We start from the raw sequence: 19,443 nt of genomic DNA, 5'->3' as shown, positions 1-19,443 counted from the left end.
ATCGGCCAGGGATCGGCCACATCGTTCGACGGAAGACGCCTTCGTGCTCGAATCTGTGACCACCACCGCGCTCACGAGCGCCCTCTCGGGCCTCGCCGAGCGCCAGCGCGCCATCGCCGACAACATCGCGAACGTCAACACCTCCGGCTACCGGGCCAAGGTTGTCAGCTTCGAAAGCGCCCTGGCGCGCTCGGTCGAACGCGGCGACGGCGCCGTGACCGCGACCGTCCGCGAGTCGACCGCCCCCACCCGTCTCAACGGCAACAACGTCAACCTCGACACCGAGACGCTCGCCAACATCGAGGCGGTGCTGCGGTACCAGTTCGCGGCACAAGCCGTGGGCGGCACCTTCAGCTCGCTCCAGACCGCGATGAGGACCTCATGACCTTCGACGCCATCGGCATCGCCGGGTCGGGCCTGACGGCCCACCGCACCTGGCTCGACGCGCTCAGCGACAACATCGCCAACATCAACACCGCGGTCGCGCCCGGCGACGACGCGTTCCGCCAGCGCTACATCGCGGTCGAGTCGGCCGGCGATCCCGGCGGCGTGCGCGTCGCGGGCGCCGTCTGGGGCGGCACGGAGGGCCGGCTCGTGCACGAGCCGAACAATCCGCTCGCCGACGCCGACGGCTACGTCCGCTACCCCGACATCGATCTCGGCGAGCAGATGAGCCACCTGATCCTCGCGCAGCGCGGCTACCAGGCCAACGCGGCGGTCGTCGACCGCGCGAAGACGACCTACGAGGCCGCGCTGCAGATCGGACGCCGCTGATGCCGCCGCTGTCGGGCATCGACGCCCTGGGCGCGGCTGCATCCGCCCTCACCTCGAGCACCCGAGCGCCGCAGCAGACAGACGGCGCCGGCTTCGGCGCGAGCATCACCGGCGCGGTCGACGAGCTGCGCGCGATGCAGTCGACGTCGAACGAGCTGGCCGTCGCGGCCGTCACGGGTGACCTCGACGACATCCACTCCGCGATGATCGCCTCGTCGCGCGCGTCGGTGACCCTCGAGCTCATCGCCGCCGTGCGCAACAAGGGCGTCGAAGCCTTCAACGACATCATGCGGATGCAGGCCTGATGCCCGCCGCCGTCACCTCGCTCTGGACCCGCCTGCGCGCGACGATCGCCGGGTTCACCCTCGCTCAGCGAACGATCGCGATCATCGGCATCGCGGTGCTCGCAATGGGCGTGTTCGCCCTGGCGAGCTGGATGTCGCGCCCGACCCTCACCCCGCTGTTCTCGGGCCTGTCGGCCTCGGATGCCAGCGCGGTGGTCGAGCAGCTGCGCTCGGGCTCGATCCCCTACGAGCTGACCGACGGCGGCTCGACCGTGCTCGTGCCCGAGACCGCGGTCTACGAGCAGCGCCTCGCGGCGGCCGCGGCGGGCCTGCCGAGCGCCGAGTCGTCGGGGTACTCCCTCTTCGACAAGATGGGCGTGACGAGCTCGGAGTTCCAGCAGTCGGTCACCTACAAGCGCGCGATCGAGGGCGAGCTCGCCCGCACGATCGGCGCCCTCGAGAACGTCACGACGGCCTCGGTGCAACTCGCGCTGCCCGAGGAGAGCGTGTTCGTCTCGCAGAAGGTCGAGCCCACGGCATCCGTCTTCATCGAGACCTCCCGCGGAGTCGCACTGCCACCCGAGCAGGTCGAGGCGATCGTGCACCTCACCTCGGCCGCCGTCAGCGGGATGAAGCCCGAGAACGTCGCTGTCGTGGATGCCGCCGGGCGCACCCTCTCGGCGATCGGCGGCGACGCCACCCGTAACGCAGACCAGCAGGCGGGGGCCTACGAGACCCGCATGGCCGCCAGCGTGCAGCAGATGCTCGACACCGTGCTCGGCAGCGGCAACGCGACGGTGTCGGTCGCCGCCGAGATGCAGCAGGCGGCGACCGAGCGCGTCGACGAGACCTACACCCCGGTCGAGGGCGCGCTGCCGGCCACCGAGGAGTCGAGCACCGAGAGCTACACCGGCACCGGGGGTCAGACCGGCGTTCTGGGCACCGAGCTTCCCGCCGGCGTCGGCGGCGCGGGTACCTACGAGTCGACGCAGACCAACCGCTCGAACGTCGTGAACAAGACCGTCGAGAGCACCTCGACCCCGGCGGGCGCCGTTGCGCGGCAGACCGTCGCCGTCGCGGTCAACGCCGACGGCACCGATGTCGTCGACGTCGCGCAGCTCGAGGCCCTCGTGACCTCGGCCGCCGGCATCGACCGGGCCCGCGGCGACCAGGTGACCGTCGAGCTCGTCGCATTCAGCGATCAGGGCGCCGCGGCCGCCCAGGCCGCCCTCGACGCGGCTCGCGAGGCGGAGGAGGCCGAGCGCTCGGCCGAGACGCTCCGCACGGCGATCATCGCCGTCGTCGTCGTGCTCGGGCTCGTCGGCGCGACGATCGCGGGCCTGGTGATCGCCCGCCGTCGGCGCGCGGCCGCCGAGGCGGAGTCGGTCATGACGCTCACGCCGGTCGACGAGCCGCTCGACCGGTTCGACGCCCTTACCCGGGGCCTCGCGACCCCGCTCCTCGACGAGGCGCCCACGGTGCCCCTGCCCGCGATGGCGGTCGACCCCGAGCCGGAGCCCGACCCCGAGCCCGTGCAGGTGGCCCTCGACCGCCGCCGCGCCGAGATCGGCGACTTCGCCCGCCGCGACCCCGCCCGCACCGCCGACCTGCTGCGCCGGCTCGTCCGGGACTCGACCGACGCATGAGCGACCTCACCGGAACCCAGACGGCCGCCGTCGTCATCATGAACCTCGACCGGGCACAGGCCGTCGAGGTGCTCAAACACCTCTCCGACGACGAGGCCGAGGCGATCGCGGCCGAGATCATCCGGCTGCGCGACCTCGACCTCGAGACGACGCGCGACGCGCTGACCGACTTCCAGCGGGTCGTGCGCGGACACCTGCCGCCCGTCCGCGGCGGACGCGATCTCGCGACAGGACTGCTGGAGGCCTCGCTGGGTCCCGAGCGGGCCGCGGGGGTCCTCACGAAGGTCTCGTCGTCGATGACGAGCTCGTCGTTCGAGTTCCTCACCGCCGTCGAGCCGGCCCAGGTCGCCAGCATCCTCGACGGCGAACTGCCCCAGACCGTCGCGCTCGTCATCGCGCACCTGCCGGTCGAGCGCGCCGCGGCCGTCCTGGCCGAGATCGCCGATCCCGCCCGCACCGACGTCGCGCAGGCGATCGCGACGATGGGCACCGCGTCGCAGGATGCCGTGGCCGTCGTCGCCACCGCGCTGCGTGCGCGCTCGGGTGCACTGACCACGCGCGACGCCCGCGAGACCCTCGGGGGCGTCCAGCCCCTGGTCGACATCATCAACCGCTCCGACGCGACCGTCGAGAAGGCCCTGCTCGCGAGCATCGAGGCCCGCGACAGCGCCCTGGCCGAAGACATCCGCTCGCGCATGTTCACCTTCGCCGACATCGTCGTGCTCGACGACCGCGACGCCCAGCGCGTCCTGCGCGGCATCGACGTCCGCGTGCTCGCCCTCGCGCTGAAGGGCTCGTCGGGTCCCGTCGCCGATGTGATCCTCCGGAACATGACCGAACGCAACCGCGAGGCGCTGCAGGAGGAGTCGCGCCTGCTCGGCACCGTGCGCGTCTCGCAGGTCGAAGAGGCGCGTGCGGCGATCGTCCGGACGATCCGCGAGCTCGAGGCCGCCGGCGACATCCGGGTGCAACGGGTCGAGGAGGAGTATGTCGTCTGACGCCTTCACCCGCCTCGAGATCCCGCGCCTGTCGGGTCCGTCGCTCACCCAGGAGCGCGACCGCGCCCGCGCCCGCGGTCACGCCGCCGGGTACGCCGAAGGGATGCGGCTGGCCGCAGCCCACGCCGAGCGCGACGCAGCGGAACGGGCCGAACGCGAGCAGGCGGCGGACGCAGCCGCCCGGGCGCGCGTGGCTGCCGCCGTCGCGGCGCTCGAACGCGCGGCCGCCCGGTTCGACGCGCGCGCGGCCGAGCTGACGGCGCCCGTCGTGGCCGAGCTTCATGCGATGGCGATCGAGCTGGCGGAGGCCATCGTCGAGCGCGAGCTGTCCGATCCCGTGCGCGCGGCGCTCACGACGGCGGCTCGGGTTGAGAGCGCGGTGCCCGATGGCGATGGTGCCGCGGCGCCGGTCGTCCGGCTCTCCGCCGCCGACGCCGACGTGGTCGCCTCGGCCCTCACCGAGACGCTGCCACGATCGGTCGAGGTCGAGGTCGACCCGGGGCTCGCGCCGGGCGACGCGACGATCCGTCTGGCCGACGGCGCGATCGACCTGCGGATCGCCGCCGCGTTCGCGCGGGCCCGCCGGGCGCTCGAGGAGAGCGCATGAACGGGGGCTGGCCGGCGGTCGTCGAGGCCGCGCGCCCGCTGCGGACCGGGACCGTTTCGCGGATCGTCGGCCTCGGCGTCGACATCCGCGGCGTGCACGGAGCGGTCGGCGACCTGATCGAGCTCGGCGGGACGACCGATCGCGGCACGGCCGGCGTGCCCGCGGAGGTCGTCGCTGCGGACCGCGGCATCCTGCGCTGCATGCCGCTCGGGGTCACCGACGGACTGCGCGTCGGCGACGCGGCGCGCGCCCTGTCCGGTCGAGCCCGCGTGCCGGTCGGCCCCGCCGTGCTCGGGCGCGTGCTCGACGGGCTCGGCCGCCCCATCGACGGCCGCGGCCCCCTCGTCGGGCCACGGGTCGACCTCGACCATGCCCCGCCGTCGGCGATGGGACGCGAACGCATCACCGAGTCGCTCGTCACGGGTGTGCGCGCGATCGACACGCTCACCCCGCTCGGCCGCGGTCAGCGGGTGGGACTGTTCGCCGGGTCCGGCGTCGGCAAGTCGTCGCTGCTGTCGATGATCGCGCGGGGGTCGTCGGCCTCGGCCAACGTCATCGCCCTCGTCGGCGAGCGCGGCCGCGAGGTGCGGGAGTTCCTCGAGGACGACCTCGGCCCCGCGGGTCTCGCCCGCTCGGTCGTCGTCGTCTCGACCTCCGATCAGCCCGCGATGGCGCGCCTGCGCGCGGCGTCGACCGCAACGCGCATCGCCGAATCGTTCCGCGACGAGGGCCAGCACGTCGTCCTGATGATGGACTCGCTCACCCGCGTCGCGATGGCCCAGCGCGAGATCGGGCTGGCGGCCGGCGAACCGCCCGCGACGCGCGGCTACCCGCCCTCGACGTTCCCGGTGCTCGCCCGCCTGCTCGAGCGCGCCGGCACCGATCGGCACGGGTCGATCACGGGGATCTACACCGTGCTCGTCGAGGGAGACGACCACAACGAGCCCGTCGCCGACACCGTGCGCTCGATCCTCGACGGACACCTCGTGCTCGACCGGACGCTCGCCGTCACCGGGCACCACCCCGCGATCGACGTGCTCGGATCGGTCTCCCGGCTCGCCGGCAAGGTCGCGACCGGGGATCAGCGCCGGCTCGCGACGACGCTGCGGGCCGTGCTCGCCGCCCGCCAGGAGGCCCACGACCTCATCGGCGTCGGCGCGTACCAGCCTGGAGCCGACCCGCGGGTCGACGCCGCCGTCGCCTCTGCGCGGGCGATCGACGCCTTCCTCCGGCAGGACCTCGACGATCAGTCCCCGGCCGCCGAGTCGTGGCGCCGTCTCGGCGAGCTCGTCGCCTCGTTCGGAGACGTCTCGTGAAGCGGGGGTTCCCCCTGGCGGGGCTGCTGCGCATCCGCGGCATCCAGCAGCGTGCCGCGGCGGCGCACCTCTCGCGCGCCGCGATGGAGGAGCAGCGCACCGAGGCCCGCGATCGGCAGCTGCGCGCGGCCCTGACCACGTCTGCCGAGACGCCCGGCGACATCCGCACGCTCGCCGCCCTCGCGGCCAGTCGTGTGGCCGCCCGCAGCTTGCTGGCCGACCTCGACACGCTCCGAAGGGCGCAGCGCGCGGACGTCGACGCGGCTCGTCTGCGCCTCGACGACGCCCGCCGGGCCGAACGAGGCATCGAGCGGCTGGCCGACGCGTTCCACGAGCGCGAGCGGGAGCGACGGGACGCCGCCGAGCAGGCCGTGCTCGACGAGATCGCGCTGCGCTCGGCGAACGAAATGCCGGGCATGTCGGACACCTCTCCCCGGCCCGAGGAGGCGTCATGAGCATGTGGGGCCTCGCACTCGGAACGACGACCGCGCTCGCGCGTCCTCGCGGCGGCGGAGGGCCGAACGGCGGCGACGACGGCGGCGAAGGTGCGACGGCGTCGGACGCCTTCGCCCTCGTCCTCGCCGGGCAGGCCGCGGCCGCGGAGCCGGTGGACGGTGTGCCGGTGGACGGTGTGCCGGTGGCCGGTGGGGATGCCTCCGCGGGCCGCGGGGCGTCCGGCACGGACTCGGGCGCAGGGCAAGCCGCGGCTCAGGGCCCGAGTATGCCCGACGGGGAGGCGGCGGGAGATCCGGCTGACCGGAGTATTGCCGTCACGGATGACGCGACAGCACTGCTCGCCACTGTGAGCGCCGGCGCGGGGAGCCTCGCCGGGCTCGGGGTGTCGGGCGGCGGGGTCTCGGGCGGCGGGGTCTCGGTTCATGGGGTCGACTCGGGCGACGGGGTCGACCCGGGCGGGGCCGCGGCGGGCGCTGCCGGGCTCTCGGTCACCGGTCCCGTGACGGCGACCGCGACGGAAGCGACCGTGCCCGAAGCGACCGCGGCGGAAGCGACCGCGCCTGAAGCGACCGTGACGCCAGCGACCGAAGCTTCGGCGACGGTAGTGACCGCGGCGACGGTGACCGGGCCGACGGCGACGGTGATGGCGCGGCCGATACCGGCCGGGGAGGCGACAACGGCTACAGCCGGGCGTCCGGACGCCACGGGCACAGGGGCGCTCGGGAGCACCGCGGGGTTCGGGAGCACCGCGGGGTTCACGGCCGCGCAGGAGGCTGCGGACACGTTCGAGAAGCCGCACGGCCCGCGAGCCGAAGCGCTGGTCACGCCGTCGTCGACGGCTGCGACGAGCCAGGGCGGCGCAGCATCCGCACCTGCATCCGCAACAGCATCCGCACTGCTGCCGCACCCCGCGTCCGCACCGGCTGCTCCCCTGCCGCCCCCGGCAACGATCGCATCGGCGTCGCCCGCGCCGAGCAGCGCGCCGGCCACGCCGCCCCTCGCGCCCCAGCTGCGCGGCCCCGTCCTCTCCTTCGTGGCGGCCGAGCCGGGCCGGCACACGATGGTGCTGCGGGTATCGCCCGAAAGCCTCGGGCCGATCACCGTCACGGCGCACATCTCCGGGTCGTCCGTCACCGTCGAGCTGACCTCCGGCACGGCGGCGGCACACGACGCGATCCGGGCGGTCCTCGGAGATCTGCGCCGCGAGCTCGCCGTGCTCGCGCCGTTCTCGTCCGTGAGCCTGACCCCGGGTGACGATCCGTCACGGGCGTCGACGCTTCCGCCTCCGGCCCAGCACGCCGGAGGAGCAGGCGGGACGGCCGGCCAGACCTCGGACGGGGGCGCGTCCGACCGAACGCCGCAGCAGACCCCCCACGACCCGGGTCGCGGCGGGCGTGCCGGTCATGCACGCGCTGTTCCCGCCGACCTCCCGCACGACCCAGCCCGCCCCGCGCCCCTCGAGGCCGGTCGCATCGACCTCTACGCCTGAATCGGAGAATCACCATGACCAGCGTTCCGCCCGTCGGCGTCGTGGGTGCCACGCCCGCGGCATCCGCCCCTCCCGCGCCGAAGCAGACCCTCGATTCCGAGGTCTTCCTGCAGCTGCTCGTCGCGCAGATGAAGAACCAGGACCCGAGCTCTCCGCTCGATACCAACGAGATGATGGCGCAGACGACGCAGCTCGCCATGATGGAACAGCTCGTCGCGCTCACCACGACCTCGTCGGAGCACTTCGCCCTCACGATGCGCCAGACCGCCGCCGCGCTCGTCGGCCAGCAGGCCTCGTACGTCGACGCCGACGGCACGACTCGCAGCGGTCGCGTGACGCAGGTGTCGTTCGAGAAGGGCGTGCCGCTCGTGACGATCGGCGGCACGGCGGTTCCGCTCGACGTCGTCTCGGGCATCGCGGTGTCGGATGCCGCGCCGCCCGCGGCATCCGCATCCTGAACCACGGCCACTCCGGCAACCCCCACCACCACCGCCAGCCCCACACCGAAGGACACTCCATGCTCCGCTCGCTCTACGCCGGCATCTCCGGCCTCCGCTCGCACCAGACCATGCTCGATGTCACGGGCAACAACATCGCCAACGTCAACACCGTCGGGTTCAAGGCGGGCTCGGTGCAGTTCCAGGACACGCTGTCGCAGATCGTCCAGAACTCCCGTGCCGCGCAGGCCGGAGCCGGCGGCACGAACGCCGCTCAGGTCGGCCTCGGCACCCAGGTCGCGGCGGTCCGCACGAACTTCACGCAGGGATCGCAGCAGGCCACCGGCGTGCCCACCGACCTCATGATCGCGGGCGACGGCTTCTTCGTCGTCCGCAACGGCGCCGAGACGCTGTACACGCGCAACGGCTCGTTCGGCTTCGACTCCGCGGGTCGACTGACCACGAAGGACGGCGCGCTCGTGCAGGGCTGGAGCGCCGTCGACGGTGTCGTGCCGACGGGCGGACCGGTCGGCAACATCGCGCTTCCGGTGGGCGCCACCTCGCCCGGGCGCGCGACGACGACCGCCGCGGTGACGGGCAACCTGCCCTCGGGCTCCGCGGTCGGTGAGAAGCTCGTCCGCGACGTCACCGTCTACGACGCTCAGGGCGAGTCCCGCCAGCTCGCACTCACCTTCACCCGAACCGCGGGCGGCTGGGACGTCACCGACGGCACCGCGACGACGCAGCTCGCCTTCACCGACGGACGCCTGACGACGACGCCCGCGACGATCACCTCGGGTGGGGTCGCGGTCGACCTCTCGGCCATCACCGGCTACGCCGACCTCAGCACCGTCAAGCTCGGCGGTCAGGACGGGCGCGCGCCCGGAAGCCTCGTGTCGTACACGCTGTCGGCCGACGGCAGCCTCGTCGGCGCCTTCAGCAACGGAGCGACATCGGTGCTCGCTCAGATCGCCCTCGCATCCTTCGACAATCCCGAGGGGCTCGAGAAGGCCGGGTCGTCGCAGTACCGTGCCGGCGCCAACTCGGGCGCGGCCGACGTCGGCACGGCGGGCACCGACGACCGCGGCGGGCTCGTCAGCGGGGCGCTGGAGATGTCGAACGTCGACCTCTCGCAGGAGTTCACGAACCTCATCGTCGCGCAGCGCGGATTCCAGGCGAACGCCCGCATCATCACCACGAGCGACGAGGTGCTGCAGGAGCTGACCAACCTCAAGCGCTGAGCGCGGGCGCGGCCCGCAACTCCTCAGATTTCCTGCGGGTTCGGCCTCGCGGCCCGCGCGGCACCGAGCCCGCCGGTTTCTGAGGAGCTGCGCGCGCGGCCGGTCAGGGCCACAGCGGGTGCGCTCGCGCAGCTGCGTTGCGAAGCGCAGCGGCGTCGAGCGGCGTCACCGTCTCGGGGATGCCGCGGGCCGGCCACTCGACGCCGACCTCGAACGTCGGCACCGGGGGTGTCGGCCAGACCCAGAACTCGCGCGCCCAGCTGTCGGCGTGACCCTGCGGCCGACCGAGCCCCTCGAGAACCGGCCCCTCGACCTGCGCGTCGGTCACGTCGCCGCGCGCCCACGGCGAATCGTCCTGCGTCGTGATCGTCCGCCCGTCGGCGAAGCGGACGCCCCAGCGCAGGCCCGTCGGATCGAACCGGTCATCGAGCTGCCCCCGGCCGTGCGCACGATCGAGGTACCCCCAGATCCGTTGCCGCGCGAGCCGGCCGGTCTCGGCCACGCGCACTGCCAGCCGCAGCACGACACCCTCGCGGTACACCCGCACGAGTTCCAGCGACACGACCGTGTCGGGCGAGCGGCCCACCTCTCGGTCGAGCGCCACGATCACGGGGGGCGACGTGCCAGGGCGGCCCCATCCATGCCGGCATGTCGAGGGGCGGGTGGTCGTCGTCGGGGATCTCCCGCGGCTCGACGGGGCGGAAGAACGGGGGCTGCGGCGACGACGCTGACACGGGCGCAACGCTAACCGACCGCCGTGTCCTGCCGACAGTCCCCTCGGAGCCGTCGTACCCGCGACAGCTCGTTCCCCCGCGCGCCGACCGACGAGAAGGGCGACATGATCGTTCTGACACGACTGAACCGTCACCGGTTCGCCGTGAACCCCGACCTCGTCGAGCGCATCCAGGCGAGCCCCGACACGACGCTCACGCTGGTCGATGGGGCGACGTTCGTGGTTGCCGAGACGATGGATGCCGTCATCCAGAGCATCGTCGAGTTCCGCGCCCGCGTGCTCGCGACGGCCCTCGGCCATGCCTCGGCATCCGCCACCGCGCCCGCATCGGCCACCGCACCGACCATCGCACCGGAGGGCGAGCGCTGATGGACCCGTCACTCCTCATCGGCATCCTGCTGGCGTTCGGCGGCCTGTGGGCGATGATCCAGCTCGAGGGTGCCAGCCTCAACGCCCTGCTGCTGCCTGCGCCCATGGTGCTGGTCTTCGGCGCGACGATCGCGATCGGCATCGCCGGCGGCACGCTGCGGGATGCCGCGGGGGCGGTGCGCGCCCTGCCGCGGGCCTTCGTCGGCATAAAGGGATCGACCGAGGCGCTCATCGACACCGTCGTGGGCTACGCCGAGAAGGCACGCGCCGAGGGTCTGCTCGCCCTCGAGAGCGCCGTGGCCGACGAGAAGGATCCGCTGCTGCGCCACGCCCTGCAGAGCATCGCCGACGGAACGGATGCCGAAGACCTGCGGGTCGTGCTCGAGGACCGCGTCGCCACCGTCGCCGCGGAGCGCCGCACGGCCTCGCGCTTCTACTCCGCCCTCGGCGGGTACGCCCCGACGGTCGGCATCGTCGGCACGGTCGTCTCGCTCACCCACGTGCTCGAGTACCTCGACAAGCCCGACCAGCTCGGGCCCCTCATCGCCGCCGCGTTCGTCGCGACCCTGTGGGGCCTGCTGTCGGCGAACTTCATCTGGCTGCCGATCGGCACGCGGCTGCAGCGCCTCGCCGAGATCGAGGTCGACCGCATGACGCTCGTGACCGAGGGGATGCTCGCCGTCCAGGCGGGCAACCCGCCGATGCTCGTCGCCGAGCGACTGCGGGCTCTCGCACCCGAGACCAAGCCCGGGCGCGGTCGGGCGAAGGCGGCGGCCGACGAGCCAGCGGACGCCGGGGTATGAGCGCGCCGCGTCGTCGCCGCGTCATGGAGTCCTCGCACGAGGGCCCCGACGAGCGCTGGATGGCGTCGTACCTCGACATGATCACGGTGATGATGTGCATGTTCATCGTCATGTTCGCGATGTCCAACGTCGACCAGGAGAAGTTCGAGCAGCTGCGCGCCTCGCTCGCGACCGGGTTCGGTTCGGAGATCTCCGAGACCCGCGACGTCTCGGAGGGCGTCGTCGTACCACCCGAGCTGGTCGAGGAGGAGGGCGAGGGGTTCGTCGAGACGCCGACCGCTCCGACTCCGGCCGAGCAGGAGTACAGCTCGCTCGACGACCTGCGCTCACGCCTCGAGGGCGCTCTCGCCGAGCAGGGCCTGGGCGACGCCGCGACCTTCACGATCGACGACCGGGGCCTCACGATCGGTCTCGTCAGCGCCGAGACGTTTTTCGACACCAACAGCACCGACCTGAGCGACCGCGCCCGGGCCGTGCTCGACGCCGCGGGAGCCGTGCTCGCCGCCGACGCGCACCTCATCTCGGTCGAGGGCCACGCCGACGCCCGCCCCGCCATCGCGCCCTTCGCCGACAACTGGGAGCTCTCCACCGCGCGGGCCAACGGCGTGCTCGGCTACCTCGTCGATGCACGCGGGGTCGCGCGCGAGCGCATCAGCTCCGTGGGGTTCGGCTCGTCGCGACCGCTCGCCGAGGGATCGAGCGCCGAGGCCCTCGCGCAGAACCGCCGCGTCGACATCGTCGTGCTCTCGGACGCCGACGCCCAGGTGCGAGGCGAGCTCCCCGCGCTCGCCGCCGCCGACGGCTGACTCCCCGGCACGACCTTCACCTGGCAGAACGCGCCCCCTCGCTCGGGCTGAGTGGGCGCAGACTGCCAACCCGACCCAACCCGCGGTGCCTCGGGGTCTCACTTGGCAGAACTTGCCGCATCCCGAACTCTGACTGGGCGCAGACTGCCAACCCACCTCAGAGCCCGCGCCCACCCCAGGCCTCACCTGGCAGACCTCGCCCCATCCCCAGCCCCGACTGGGCGCAGACTGCCAACCCGAGCCAACCCGCGCCAACCCGCGGTGCCTCGGGGTCTCACTTGGCAGACCCCGCCCCATCCCGAACTCTGACTGGGCACAAGCTGCCAACCCAACCCAACCCAAACCCACCCCCACCCCCACCCAGCGAAGCGCGGGGCTAACCAGACGCGCGACGCGACCGATAGTCCCCGCCGTGCAGACCGTGCCGACCGCCCCGAGCGTGCGAACCGAGGATGCCGCAACCGCGGCCCCGGAACGCTACGACTTCGGGCGACCCGCGGCGCTGTCCCGCGAGCACACGCGCGCCCTGGCGGGGGCCTTCGACGCCTTCGCGCGCCAGTGGGCGATGCTCCTCGCCGCGAAGGCGCGGGTGCGAGCGCACATCGCCCTCGAACGCGTGAGCCTCGAGACCTACGACGAGTACGTCGCCACGGTCCCGCCGACGACGACGCTCGTGCTGTGCTCCGATGCGAGCTCGGACGATCGCGCGGTCATCGAGTTCCCGCTGCCGTCGGCGCTGTCGTGGATCGTGAAGATGCTCGGCGGGGACGGCTCGCAGCGGCCCGAGGCCCGCGCCCTCACGGCGATCGAGCAGGCGCTCATCCGGTCGCTCATGGACGAGACCCTCGGCCACCTCCGCACCGCCCTCGGATCCCTCCTGCCTCGCGAGCTGAGCGTCGGCGCGGTGCAGTACAACGCGGCCTTCGCCCAGGTCGTCGGCGGCCAGGACCTCGTCGTCGTGGCCCGGTTCTCGATGCGCCTGGCCGACCGCACCGAGACGGCGACGATCGCCCTCCCCGCCGCGACGCTGCTCGAGCGCCTGTCCGACAGCGCCTCGGCGCCGCGCGCCACGAACGACCCGGGTCTCGTACGCCGGCACATCGAGCAGACCCCCGTCGAGGTGACGCTGCGACTCGCACCGCGCGCCGTCCGCCCCGCCGAAGTGCTCGACCTCGCCATCGGCGACGTCATCTCGCTCGCGCACGCCGCCGACCGTCCCCTCGATCTCGCCGTCGACGAGCACGTCGTCGCATCCGCCGCCGTGGGGTCGCACGGAGCACGCCTCGCGTGCGTCGTGACGGCATCCGATCTCTCCCCCGCGCTGTCCGAGGAGTCGCCATGACCAGCACCACCACCCACGAGGCCGCAGCCGCGGCGGCGTTCGCCGACCGCCTGCCGACCGCGTCGCGCATCACCGCCCGCCCCGGGACGAGCGCGGGCGAGACCGGCGACGCGGTCATCGTCTCGTCGGTCGGCGACACGAGCGCGGCCCTCGCGGTCGTGGTGCTCGACGAGTCGGCTCTCGTCGGCGCGGACGCCGGCCTGCCGCTGTCCGAACGACTCCGAGACGCGCTCGACGCCGCGGCGACGGCGTTCGGGCCGAGCGTGCTCGGCGAGGCGAGCATCGGCGACGCCTCGTCGCTGTTCGCCCACCCCGCCGCGCAGGTGTTCGACCTCGTCGACGAGGATGCCCGGGTCATCGGGCGTCTCGCGGTCCGCGTGTCGCATCCCGCCGCCGCCTCGCCGCGCCGCCTGCAGCGCATCGCGGGCGTCGAGATGGAGCTGACCGTCGAGGTCGGCCGCACGCGCATGACCGTCCGCGACGTGCTCGACCTCGAGCCGGGCCGCATCATCGAGCTCGACCGCTCAGCCGGCGCCCCCGCCGACGTGAAGCTCAACGGACGGCTCATCGCCCACGGCGAGATCGTCGTCGTCGACCAGGACTACGCGGTTCGTATCACGCGCATCATCGAGAACGCGGAGGCCTGACATCGACGATCTGCTGCTCGCGCTGCGCGTCGTCGTCTCCCTCGGCGTCGTGCTCGCGATCGTGTGGGTGCTGCAGCGTCGCTTCTCGCGCGGCAGCGCCGCGGGGTCGCGCACGAGCCGTGCGCGCGGCCCCAGACCGGCGCGCTCGGATGCCGTCGCCGACATCACCGTCGTCGCCAAGCGCGGCATCGGGCCGAAGGCCCAGGTCGCCGTGGTCGAGATCGACGGGGCCCGTTACGTGCTCGGCATCACCGAGGGCGGGGTGTCGATGCTCGACCGGATCGACCCGTCGCCCGACACCACGACGGGGCACCCCGCGACGGCGGATGCTGCACACGGCGTCGGCACGGGCCGCCCGGCTCTCCGGGATGTCGCGGGCGACGAGCCTCTCGCACCGCCCGTGCCCCTGCTCCGCGCGCAGGCCCGCGCCGAACGCACTGCACGCACCGCCCGCACCACCCGCCCGGCGACCATGACCGCGCGCGATGCCGCACAGGTGCTGCGCCGGGCCCTGGGCGCGTGATCTCCGGCGGCGCGCTCGGGGCGCTCGTGCTCGTCGCCGCCTCGACACCCCCGCCGAACGGCGGCATCTCGGTCGACATCAACGGCATCGACGGCACGCCCTCGTCGTCGGTGCTGACGCTCATCGGCATCACTCTGCTGTCGGTCGCCCCGGCGCTGCTGCTGATGATGTCGTCGTTCACGAAGATCTTCGTCGTGCTGGCGATGACCCGGAACGCGCTCTCCCTGCCCACGATCCCGCCCAACCAGGTGCTCGCGGGCCTCGCCCTGTTCCTGACCCTGTTCGTGATGTGGCCGGTGCTGACCGAGATCAACACGGTCGCCGTTCAGCCCTACGTCGACGGCTCCCTGACGTTCACCGACGCGGTCGGCGTCGGTGCCGACCCGTTGCGCACCTGGATGCTGTCGTTCACGCGCGAAGAGGACCTCGCGCTGATGACCCGGTTCGCGGGGGCCGAGAATCCCCAGGATCCGGCGAGCGTCCCCATGATCACCCTCATTCCCGCGTTCATGATCTCCGAACTGCGCGCGGCCTTCATCATCGGCTTCGTCATCTTCGTGCCGTTCCTCGTGATCGACCTCGTCGTCGCGGCGGCGCTGATGTCGATGGGCATGATGATGCTCCCGCCGGTGATGATCTCGCTGCCCTTCAAGATCCTGCTGTTCGTGCTCGTCGACGGGTGGGGGCTCATCCTCCGCACCCTCATGGAGAGCTACGGAGCGGGCGGATGACCGGGGGCACGCGTGAACCCTGAAGCGGTCCTCGACATCGGCATGGAGGGCGTCGTGCTCGCCGCGAAGCTGGCCGCCCCGCTGCTGATCACGGCACTCGTGGTCGGCTTCGCCATCTCGCTCCTGCAATCGATCACGCAGATCCAGGAGGTCACGCTCTCGTTCGTGCCGAAGGCCGTCGCCGTCGCGATCGCCCTCGTCGTGTGCGGGCACTGGATGATCGCGGAGGCGATCGCCTTCACCCACACCATGTTCGACCGCATCCCGCACCTGCTCTCGGGCGGTTGAGATGCAGCTGCTGCTCGACTTCGCCTGGATCGAGGCCACGGGACTGGCCGCGGTCCGCACGACCGCCTTCGTCTTCACGGCCCCGCCGTTCTCGTACGGCGCCTTCCCCGCCCGCATCAAGGCGATGGTCGCGATCGGCGTCGCCCTCGCCCTCAGCGGCACGGTGGCGCCGGGCTACCAAAGCCTCGACACCGGCGCGTTCTTCCTCGCCCTGACCGCTCAGGTCGTCACGGGGGCGCTGCTCGGGTTCCTCGTGATGACGTGCTTCGCGGTCGTGCAGTCGGCCGGCGGCCTGATCGACGTCTTCGGCGGCTTCCAGCTCGCGCAGGCCTTCGATCCGCAGATGAACGTCAACGGCGCCCAGTTCACGCGCCTGTTCCAGATGATCGCCCTCGCCCTGCTCTTCGCGAGCAACGGCTACCAGCTCATCCTCGCGGGGCTCGCCCGGAGCTTCACGGCGATCCCCGTCGATGGGGTGCTCGACCTCGCCCGCCCGGTCGAGCTGCTGGTCGACACCGCGTCGCAGCTGCTCGTCGCCGCGCTGCAGATCGCCGGTCCCCTGCTGCTCGTCCTCTTCCTCGCCGACATCGCGCTCGGGCTCGTCAGCCGCGTCGCCCCCGCCCTCAACGCGTTCGCGCTCGGCTTCCCGCTGAAGATCATCCTGACGTTCCTCCTCGCCGGCAGCGTCATCCTCGCCCTGCCCGCCGTCGTCGGGGCCCTCACCGACCAGGCGACGGGCCTGCTGATCGGCGGAACCCGATGAACGGCGGCGCGTCATGAGCAGCGACAGCGGGGAACGCACCGAGCAGGCCAGCCGCCGGCAGCTGCGCGAGGCCCACCGCAAGGGCAAGCTCTCGCGCAGCCAGGACCTGTCCGCCTGGCTCGCGATCGGCACCGTCGCACTGGTCCTCCCCGCCATGATCGGGGCGGGTGCGGATGCCGGGGCGGCGCAGTTCGTCGAGATCGCCGCCGTCATCCGCAACCCCGACCCCGAGCACGCCGTCGCCGTCCTGTCGTCGGCGCTCGGCGGCATCCCGGCCATCCTGGGCACGGCACTGCTCGCCGTCGCGATCGTCGCGATCGTCGGGTCGGTCGCCCAGGGCGGCGTCCATCTGCGCGGCGTTCCGGCGCGGTTCGAGCAGTTCAACGTGCTGAACGGCGTCAAGCGGCTGTTCGGCCTGCAGGCGCTCTGGGAAGGCGCGAAGGCGCTGCTCAAGACCGCCGCGATCGGCCTCGCCCTGTGGTTCGTCGTCGCCGGGCTCATGCCCGTTCTCACGATGAGCGGCGCCCACCCGATCACCCGGCTGCTCGAGATCGCCTCGAACGTCGTGACCGCGCTGCTCATCACCGCCGTCGCCGTCGGCGTCCTGCTGGCCGCGGTCGACGTCCTCGTCGTCATGCGCCGCAACCGCAAGCACACCCGCGTCACGAAGAAGGAAGCGCGCGACGAGCACAAGAACTCCGAGGGCGACCCGCTCATCCGCAGCCAGCGCCGCGCCCGGCAGATGGCGATGAGCCGAAACCGCATGATCGCCGCCGTCGGAGATGCGGATGTCGTGCTCGTGAACCCCACGCACATCGCCGTCGCGCTCCGCTACGAGCCCGGCAAATCGGCGCCGCGGGTCGTCGCGAAGGGGCAGGGCCTCATCGCCGAACGCATCCGCGACCGGGCGCACGAGGCCGGCGTCCCGCTCGTGCGCGACATCCCGCTCGCCCGTGCCCTGCACGGCGCCTGCCAGCTCGGCCAGGAGATCCCCGGCGATCTCTACACCGCCGTCGCCCGCGTGCTCGTCTTCGTCGACGGGCTCAAGCGCCGCGGCGCGGCACGCGGCGTCCACACCGTTCCCGAGAGGAAGGCACCCCGATGAACATCCTGAGAAGGTCGCTGGTGCCGATGGGGGTCGTCGGCATCATCATGCTGCTGATCGTGCCGGTGCCGCCGCCGATCCTCGACGTCCTCATCATCACCAACATCCTGTTCGCTCTGCTCATCCTGCTGACGGCGATGTTCGTGAAGCGGCCGCTCGATTTCGCGGTCTTCCCCTCGCTGCTGCTAGTGGCGACGCTGTTCCGGCTCGGCCTGAACGTCGCCTCGACGAAGCTCGTGCTGGGCGAGGCGCACGCGGGACAGGTCATCGACGCGTTCGCCGCGATCGCCGTGGGCGGATCGCTCGTCATCGGCATCGTGGTCTTCCTGATCCTCATCGTCATCCAGTTCGTCGTCGTGACGAAGGGCGCCGAGCGCGTCGCCGAGGTCGGCGCCCGCTTCACCCTCGATGCCATGCCCGGCAAGCAGATGGCGATCGACGCCGACCTCAACGCCGGCCTCATCAGCGATGCCGAAGCGCGGCGCAGGCGCGCCGAGATCGCCGCCGAGGCGGACTTCTACGGCGCGATGGACGGCGCCTCGAAGTTCGTCAAGGGCGACGCGATCGCCGGCCTCGTGATCATCATCATCAACCTCGTCGGCGGCGTCGCGATCGGCATGCTCTCGAAGGGCATGGAGGCGGGCGAGGCCCTCAACACCTACGCCCTCCTCACGATCGGCGACGGCCTCGTCACGCAGATCCCCGCGCTGCTCATGGCGGTCGCGACGGGCATGATCGTCACGCGCTCGGGAGCGGAATCCGACATGGGATCGGCCGCCGCGGCGCAGCTGACGCAGTCGCGCAACGCCCTGTCGATCGCGGGTGGCGCGGCGATCGTGATGTCGTTCATCCCCGGCATGCCGATGCTGCCGTTCCTCGTCATCGGCGCCACCCTGCTCCTCATCGCGCAGCGGGTCGGCCGACGCGAGCAGACGCAGGCTGCCGAGGACGCCCCGGCCGTCGATCCGCGCGGCGCCGTCGACACCCCCGAGGAACTGGCCGAGCGGATGCGGGTGCATGCGCTCGAGATCCTGCTCGCTCCCGACATCGTCGACCTCGTCACCGGCGGCCCCGACGACCTGCTCGGACGCGTGCGGGCGCTGCGACGCAAGACCGCTCTCGAGCTCGGACTCATCGTTCCGCCCGTCCGCACGCGCGACAGCATCGAGCTGCCGCCCTCGACCTACGTCATCCGGGTCGCCGGCATCGAGGCGGGCCGGGGCGTCGCACCCCGGGCCTCGCTCCTCGCCCTGGGCTCGGGGCTGGAGACCCTGCCCGGGCGGGCGTCGCCCGACCCCGTGTTCGGCATCGACGGCAAGTGGGTTCCGCTCGAGATGCGGCACAGCGCGGAACTTGCGGGAGCGACGGTCGTCGACCGCGCGAGCGTCATCATCACGCACCTCTCCTCGGTCATCCAGGCTCACGCCGCGCGGCTTCTCAGCCGCGAGGACGTCCGCCAGCTCACCGAGACGCTGCGGCAGTCGAGCCCCGCAGCGGTCGAGGAGCTCACACCGGCGCTGCTATCGCTGGCCGAGGTGCAGCGCGTGCTGCAGGGCCTGCTCGCCGAACGCATCCCGATCAACGACCTGACCCGGATCTACGAGGCGCTCGCGCTGCGCGCCAAGACGACGACCGAACCCGACGCCCTGATCGAGGCCGCACGTCTCGCGCTCGGGCCCGCCGTGGCGACGCGCTTCGCCGAGCAGGGGCGGCTGCGCATCGTGATGATCGACCCGCTGCTCGAGCAGTCGATGCTCGAAGCGATGCGGCCGAGCGAGGACGGCCCGCACATCGCGCTCGACCCGCACCGGCTCGAGGCGGTCGTCGCGTCGACGCGCGCGGCGCTGGAGGCGGCGGGCCCCGGACCCGAGCCGGTGCTCGTGTGCGCCCCGTCGCTGCGCTCGGCCGTGCGGCGCCTCATCTCGTCGCAGACCGACGGGCTGCCGGTGCTGTCGTACACGGAGGCGACGGCCGGGGGCCTCGCGATCGACACGGTAGGCGTGGTCCGGGACAGCATCGGCGACGCGCACGCCATCGCGACCGCATGAGACTCGCGTCGAGCGCGAGGCGCGCGGACGGCGTCCG

23 protein-coding genes are annotated in these 19,443 nt (G+C 72.6%); 22 read left to right on the top strand and 1 reads right to left on the bottom strand.

All coding sequences use genetic code 11. The features are described 5' to 3' along the window. Positions 1 to 43: 43 nt before the first annotated feature. Genes MTS1_RS10610 through MTS1_RS10560 form a run of 11 tightly spaced genes read left to right on the top strand, consistent with a single transcriptional unit; the run spans position 44 to position 9,248 of the window. A complete protein-coding gene (locus tag MTS1_RS10610; RefSeq protein ID WP_023953676.1) occupies positions 44 to 385 on the top strand; it encodes a flagellar basal body protein in 342 nt (113 codons plus the stop codon). Further along, on the top strand, positions 382 to 774 hold the full coding sequence (locus MTS1_RS10605; RefSeq protein ID WP_023953675.1) for a flagellar basal body rod protein FlgC: 393 nt from the start codon (positions 382 to 384) through the stop codon (positions 772 to 774). Before MTS1_RS10610 ends, MTS1_RS10605 begins: the two co-directional genes overlap by 4 nt. Beyond that, on the top strand, positions 774 to 1,079 hold the full coding sequence (gene fliE, locus MTS1_RS10600; protein WP_023953674.1) for a flagellar hook-basal body complex protein FliE: 306 nt from the start codon (positions 774 to 776) through the stop codon (positions 1,077 to 1,079). Before MTS1_RS10605 ends, fliE begins: the two co-directional genes overlap by 1 nt. After that, positions 1,079 to 2,704: a flagellar basal-body MS-ring/collar protein FliF gene (gene fliF, locus MTS1_RS10595; protein ID WP_036304749.1), complete on the top strand. Its 1,626-nt coding sequence runs from the start codon at positions 1,079 to 1,081 to the stop codon at positions 2,702 to 2,704. The genes fliE and fliF overlap by 1 nt, the downstream gene beginning before the upstream one ends. Beyond that, entirely contained in the window at positions 2,701 to 3,702 is a 1,002-nt protein-coding gene (fliG, locus tag MTS1_RS10590; protein ID WP_023953673.1) for a flagellar motor switch protein FliG, read from the top strand. Before fliF ends, fliG begins: the two co-directional genes overlap by 4 nt. Next, the gene (locus MTS1_RS10585; RefSeq protein ID WP_023953672.1) at positions 3,692 to 4,309 is read left to right on the top strand and encodes a FliH/SctL family protein; all 618 of its coding nucleotides are present in this window, start codon (positions 3,692 to 3,694) and stop codon (positions 4,307 to 4,309) included. The genes fliG and MTS1_RS10585 overlap by 11 nt, the downstream gene beginning before the upstream one ends. Continuing rightward, complete coding sequence (locus MTS1_RS10580) at positions 4,306 to 5,625, top strand: FliI/YscN family ATPase (protein WP_023953671.1); 1,320 nt, start codon at positions 4,306 to 4,308, stop codon at positions 5,623 to 5,625. Before MTS1_RS10585 ends, MTS1_RS10580 begins: the two co-directional genes overlap by 4 nt. Beyond that, positions 5,622 to 6,080 carry a hypothetical protein gene (locus MTS1_RS10575; RefSeq protein WP_023953670.1) on the top strand — a complete coding sequence of 153 codons (459 nt, stop codon included), beginning with the start codon at positions 5,622 to 5,624 and terminating at the stop codon, positions 6,078 to 6,080. Before MTS1_RS10580 ends, MTS1_RS10575 begins: the two co-directional genes overlap by 4 nt. Next, positions 6,077 to 7,570, top strand: a complete 1,494-nt coding sequence (locus MTS1_RS16630) for a flagellar hook-length control protein FliK (protein ID WP_023953669.1) — start codon at positions 6,077 to 6,079, stop codon at positions 7,568 to 7,570. Before MTS1_RS10575 ends, MTS1_RS16630 begins: the two co-directional genes overlap by 4 nt. Positions 7,571 to 7,584: 14 nt before the next feature. Beyond that, a complete protein-coding gene (locus tag MTS1_RS10565; protein WP_036304747.1) occupies positions 7,585 to 8,028 on the top strand; it encodes a flagellar hook assembly protein FlgD in 444 nt (147 codons plus the stop codon). A gap of 59 nt (positions 8,029 to 8,087) precedes the next feature. Then, positions 8,088 to 9,248: a flagellar hook protein FlgE gene (locus MTS1_RS10560; RefSeq protein ID WP_023953668.1), complete on the top strand. Its 1,161-nt coding sequence runs from the start codon at positions 8,088 to 8,090 to the stop codon at positions 9,246 to 9,248. 103 nt (positions 9,249 to 9,351) lie between these two features. Here MTS1_RS10560 and MTS1_RS10555 read toward each other — a convergent pair whose 3' ends face one another. After that, entirely contained in the window at positions 9,352 to 9,852 is a 501-nt protein-coding gene (locus MTS1_RS10555) for a hypothetical protein (protein WP_144083386.1), read from the bottom strand. Between the two features lie 234 nt (positions 9,853 to 10,086). Between MTS1_RS10555 and MTS1_RS10550 the strand changes: the two genes are divergently transcribed. The 11 genes from MTS1_RS10550 to MTS1_RS10500 all read left to right on the top strand — a co-directional run bounded on the left by MTS1_RS10550 (position 10,087) and on the right by MTS1_RS10500 (position 19,406). Continuing rightward, on the top strand, positions 10,087 to 10,350 hold the full coding sequence (locus MTS1_RS10550; protein ID WP_036304745.1) for a flagellar FlbD family protein: 264 nt from the start codon (positions 10,087 to 10,089) through the stop codon (positions 10,348 to 10,350). Beyond that, complete coding sequence (locus MTS1_RS10545; RefSeq protein ID WP_023953665.1) at positions 10,350 to 11,153, top strand: motility protein A; 804 nt, start codon at positions 10,350 to 10,352, stop codon at positions 11,151 to 11,153. Before MTS1_RS10550 ends, MTS1_RS10545 begins: the two co-directional genes overlap by 1 nt. Next, positions 11,150 to 11,959, top strand: a complete 810-nt coding sequence (locus MTS1_RS10540) for a flagellar motor protein MotB (RefSeq protein ID WP_023953664.1) — start codon at positions 11,150 to 11,152, stop codon at positions 11,957 to 11,959. The genes MTS1_RS10545 and MTS1_RS10540 overlap by 4 nt, the downstream gene beginning before the upstream one ends. 412 nt (positions 11,960 to 12,371) lie before the next feature. Then, positions 12,372 to 13,301, top strand: coding sequence for a flagellar motor switch protein FliM (locus tag MTS1_RS10535; RefSeq protein WP_023953663.1), 930 nt, complete (start codon positions 12,372 to 12,374; stop codon positions 13,299 to 13,301). Beyond that, positions 13,298 to 13,948, top strand: coding sequence for a flagellar motor switch protein FliN (gene fliN / locus MTS1_RS10530; RefSeq protein ID WP_023953662.1), 651 nt, complete (start codon positions 13,298 to 13,300; stop codon positions 13,946 to 13,948). The genes MTS1_RS10535 and fliN overlap by 4 nt, the downstream gene beginning before the upstream one ends. A gap of 49 nt (positions 13,949 to 13,997) precedes the next feature. Then, complete coding sequence (locus MTS1_RS16095) at positions 13,998 to 14,471, top strand: flagellar biosynthetic protein FliO (RefSeq protein ID WP_023953661.1); 474 nt, start codon at positions 13,998 to 14,000, stop codon at positions 14,469 to 14,471. After that, positions 14,468 to 15,202, top strand: a complete 735-nt coding sequence (fliP, locus tag MTS1_RS10520; RefSeq protein ID WP_023953660.1) for a flagellar type III secretion system pore protein FliP — start codon at positions 14,468 to 14,470, stop codon at positions 15,200 to 15,202. The genes MTS1_RS16095 and fliP overlap by 4 nt, the downstream gene beginning before the upstream one ends. 12 nt (positions 15,203 to 15,214) lie before the next feature. Next, positions 15,215 to 15,490: a flagellar biosynthesis protein FliQ gene (gene fliQ / locus MTS1_RS10515; protein WP_023953659.1), complete on the top strand. Its 276-nt coding sequence runs from the start codon at positions 15,215 to 15,217 to the stop codon at positions 15,488 to 15,490. Position 15,491: 1 nt separating this feature from the next. Further along, a complete protein-coding gene (locus MTS1_RS10510; RefSeq protein WP_023953658.1) occupies positions 15,492 to 16,253 on the top strand; it encodes a flagellar biosynthetic protein FliR in 762 nt (253 codons plus the stop codon). Between the two features lie 13 nt (positions 16,254 to 16,266). Next, complete coding sequence (locus MTS1_RS10505; RefSeq protein ID WP_023953657.1) at positions 16,267 to 17,358, top strand: flagellar biosynthesis protein FlhB; 1,092 nt, start codon at positions 16,267 to 16,269, stop codon at positions 17,356 to 17,358. Then, positions 17,355 to 19,406, top strand: coding sequence for a flagellar biosynthesis protein FlhA (locus MTS1_RS10500; RefSeq protein ID WP_023953656.1), 2,052 nt, complete (start codon positions 17,355 to 17,357; stop codon positions 19,404 to 19,406). The genes MTS1_RS10505 and MTS1_RS10500 overlap by 4 nt, the downstream gene beginning before the upstream one ends. The last annotated feature ends 37 nt before the right edge of the window (positions 19,407 to 19,443 follow it).

It is taken from the genome of Microbacterium sp. TS-1 (genome assembly GCF_000509385.1).
Classification (GTDB): Bacteria; Actinomycetota; Actinomycetes; order Actinomycetales; family Microbacteriaceae; genus Microbacterium; species Microbacterium arborescens.
The sequence above is the reverse complement of the archived record's forward strand: the minus strand, read 5'-3'. Positions and strand labels throughout refer to the sequence as shown.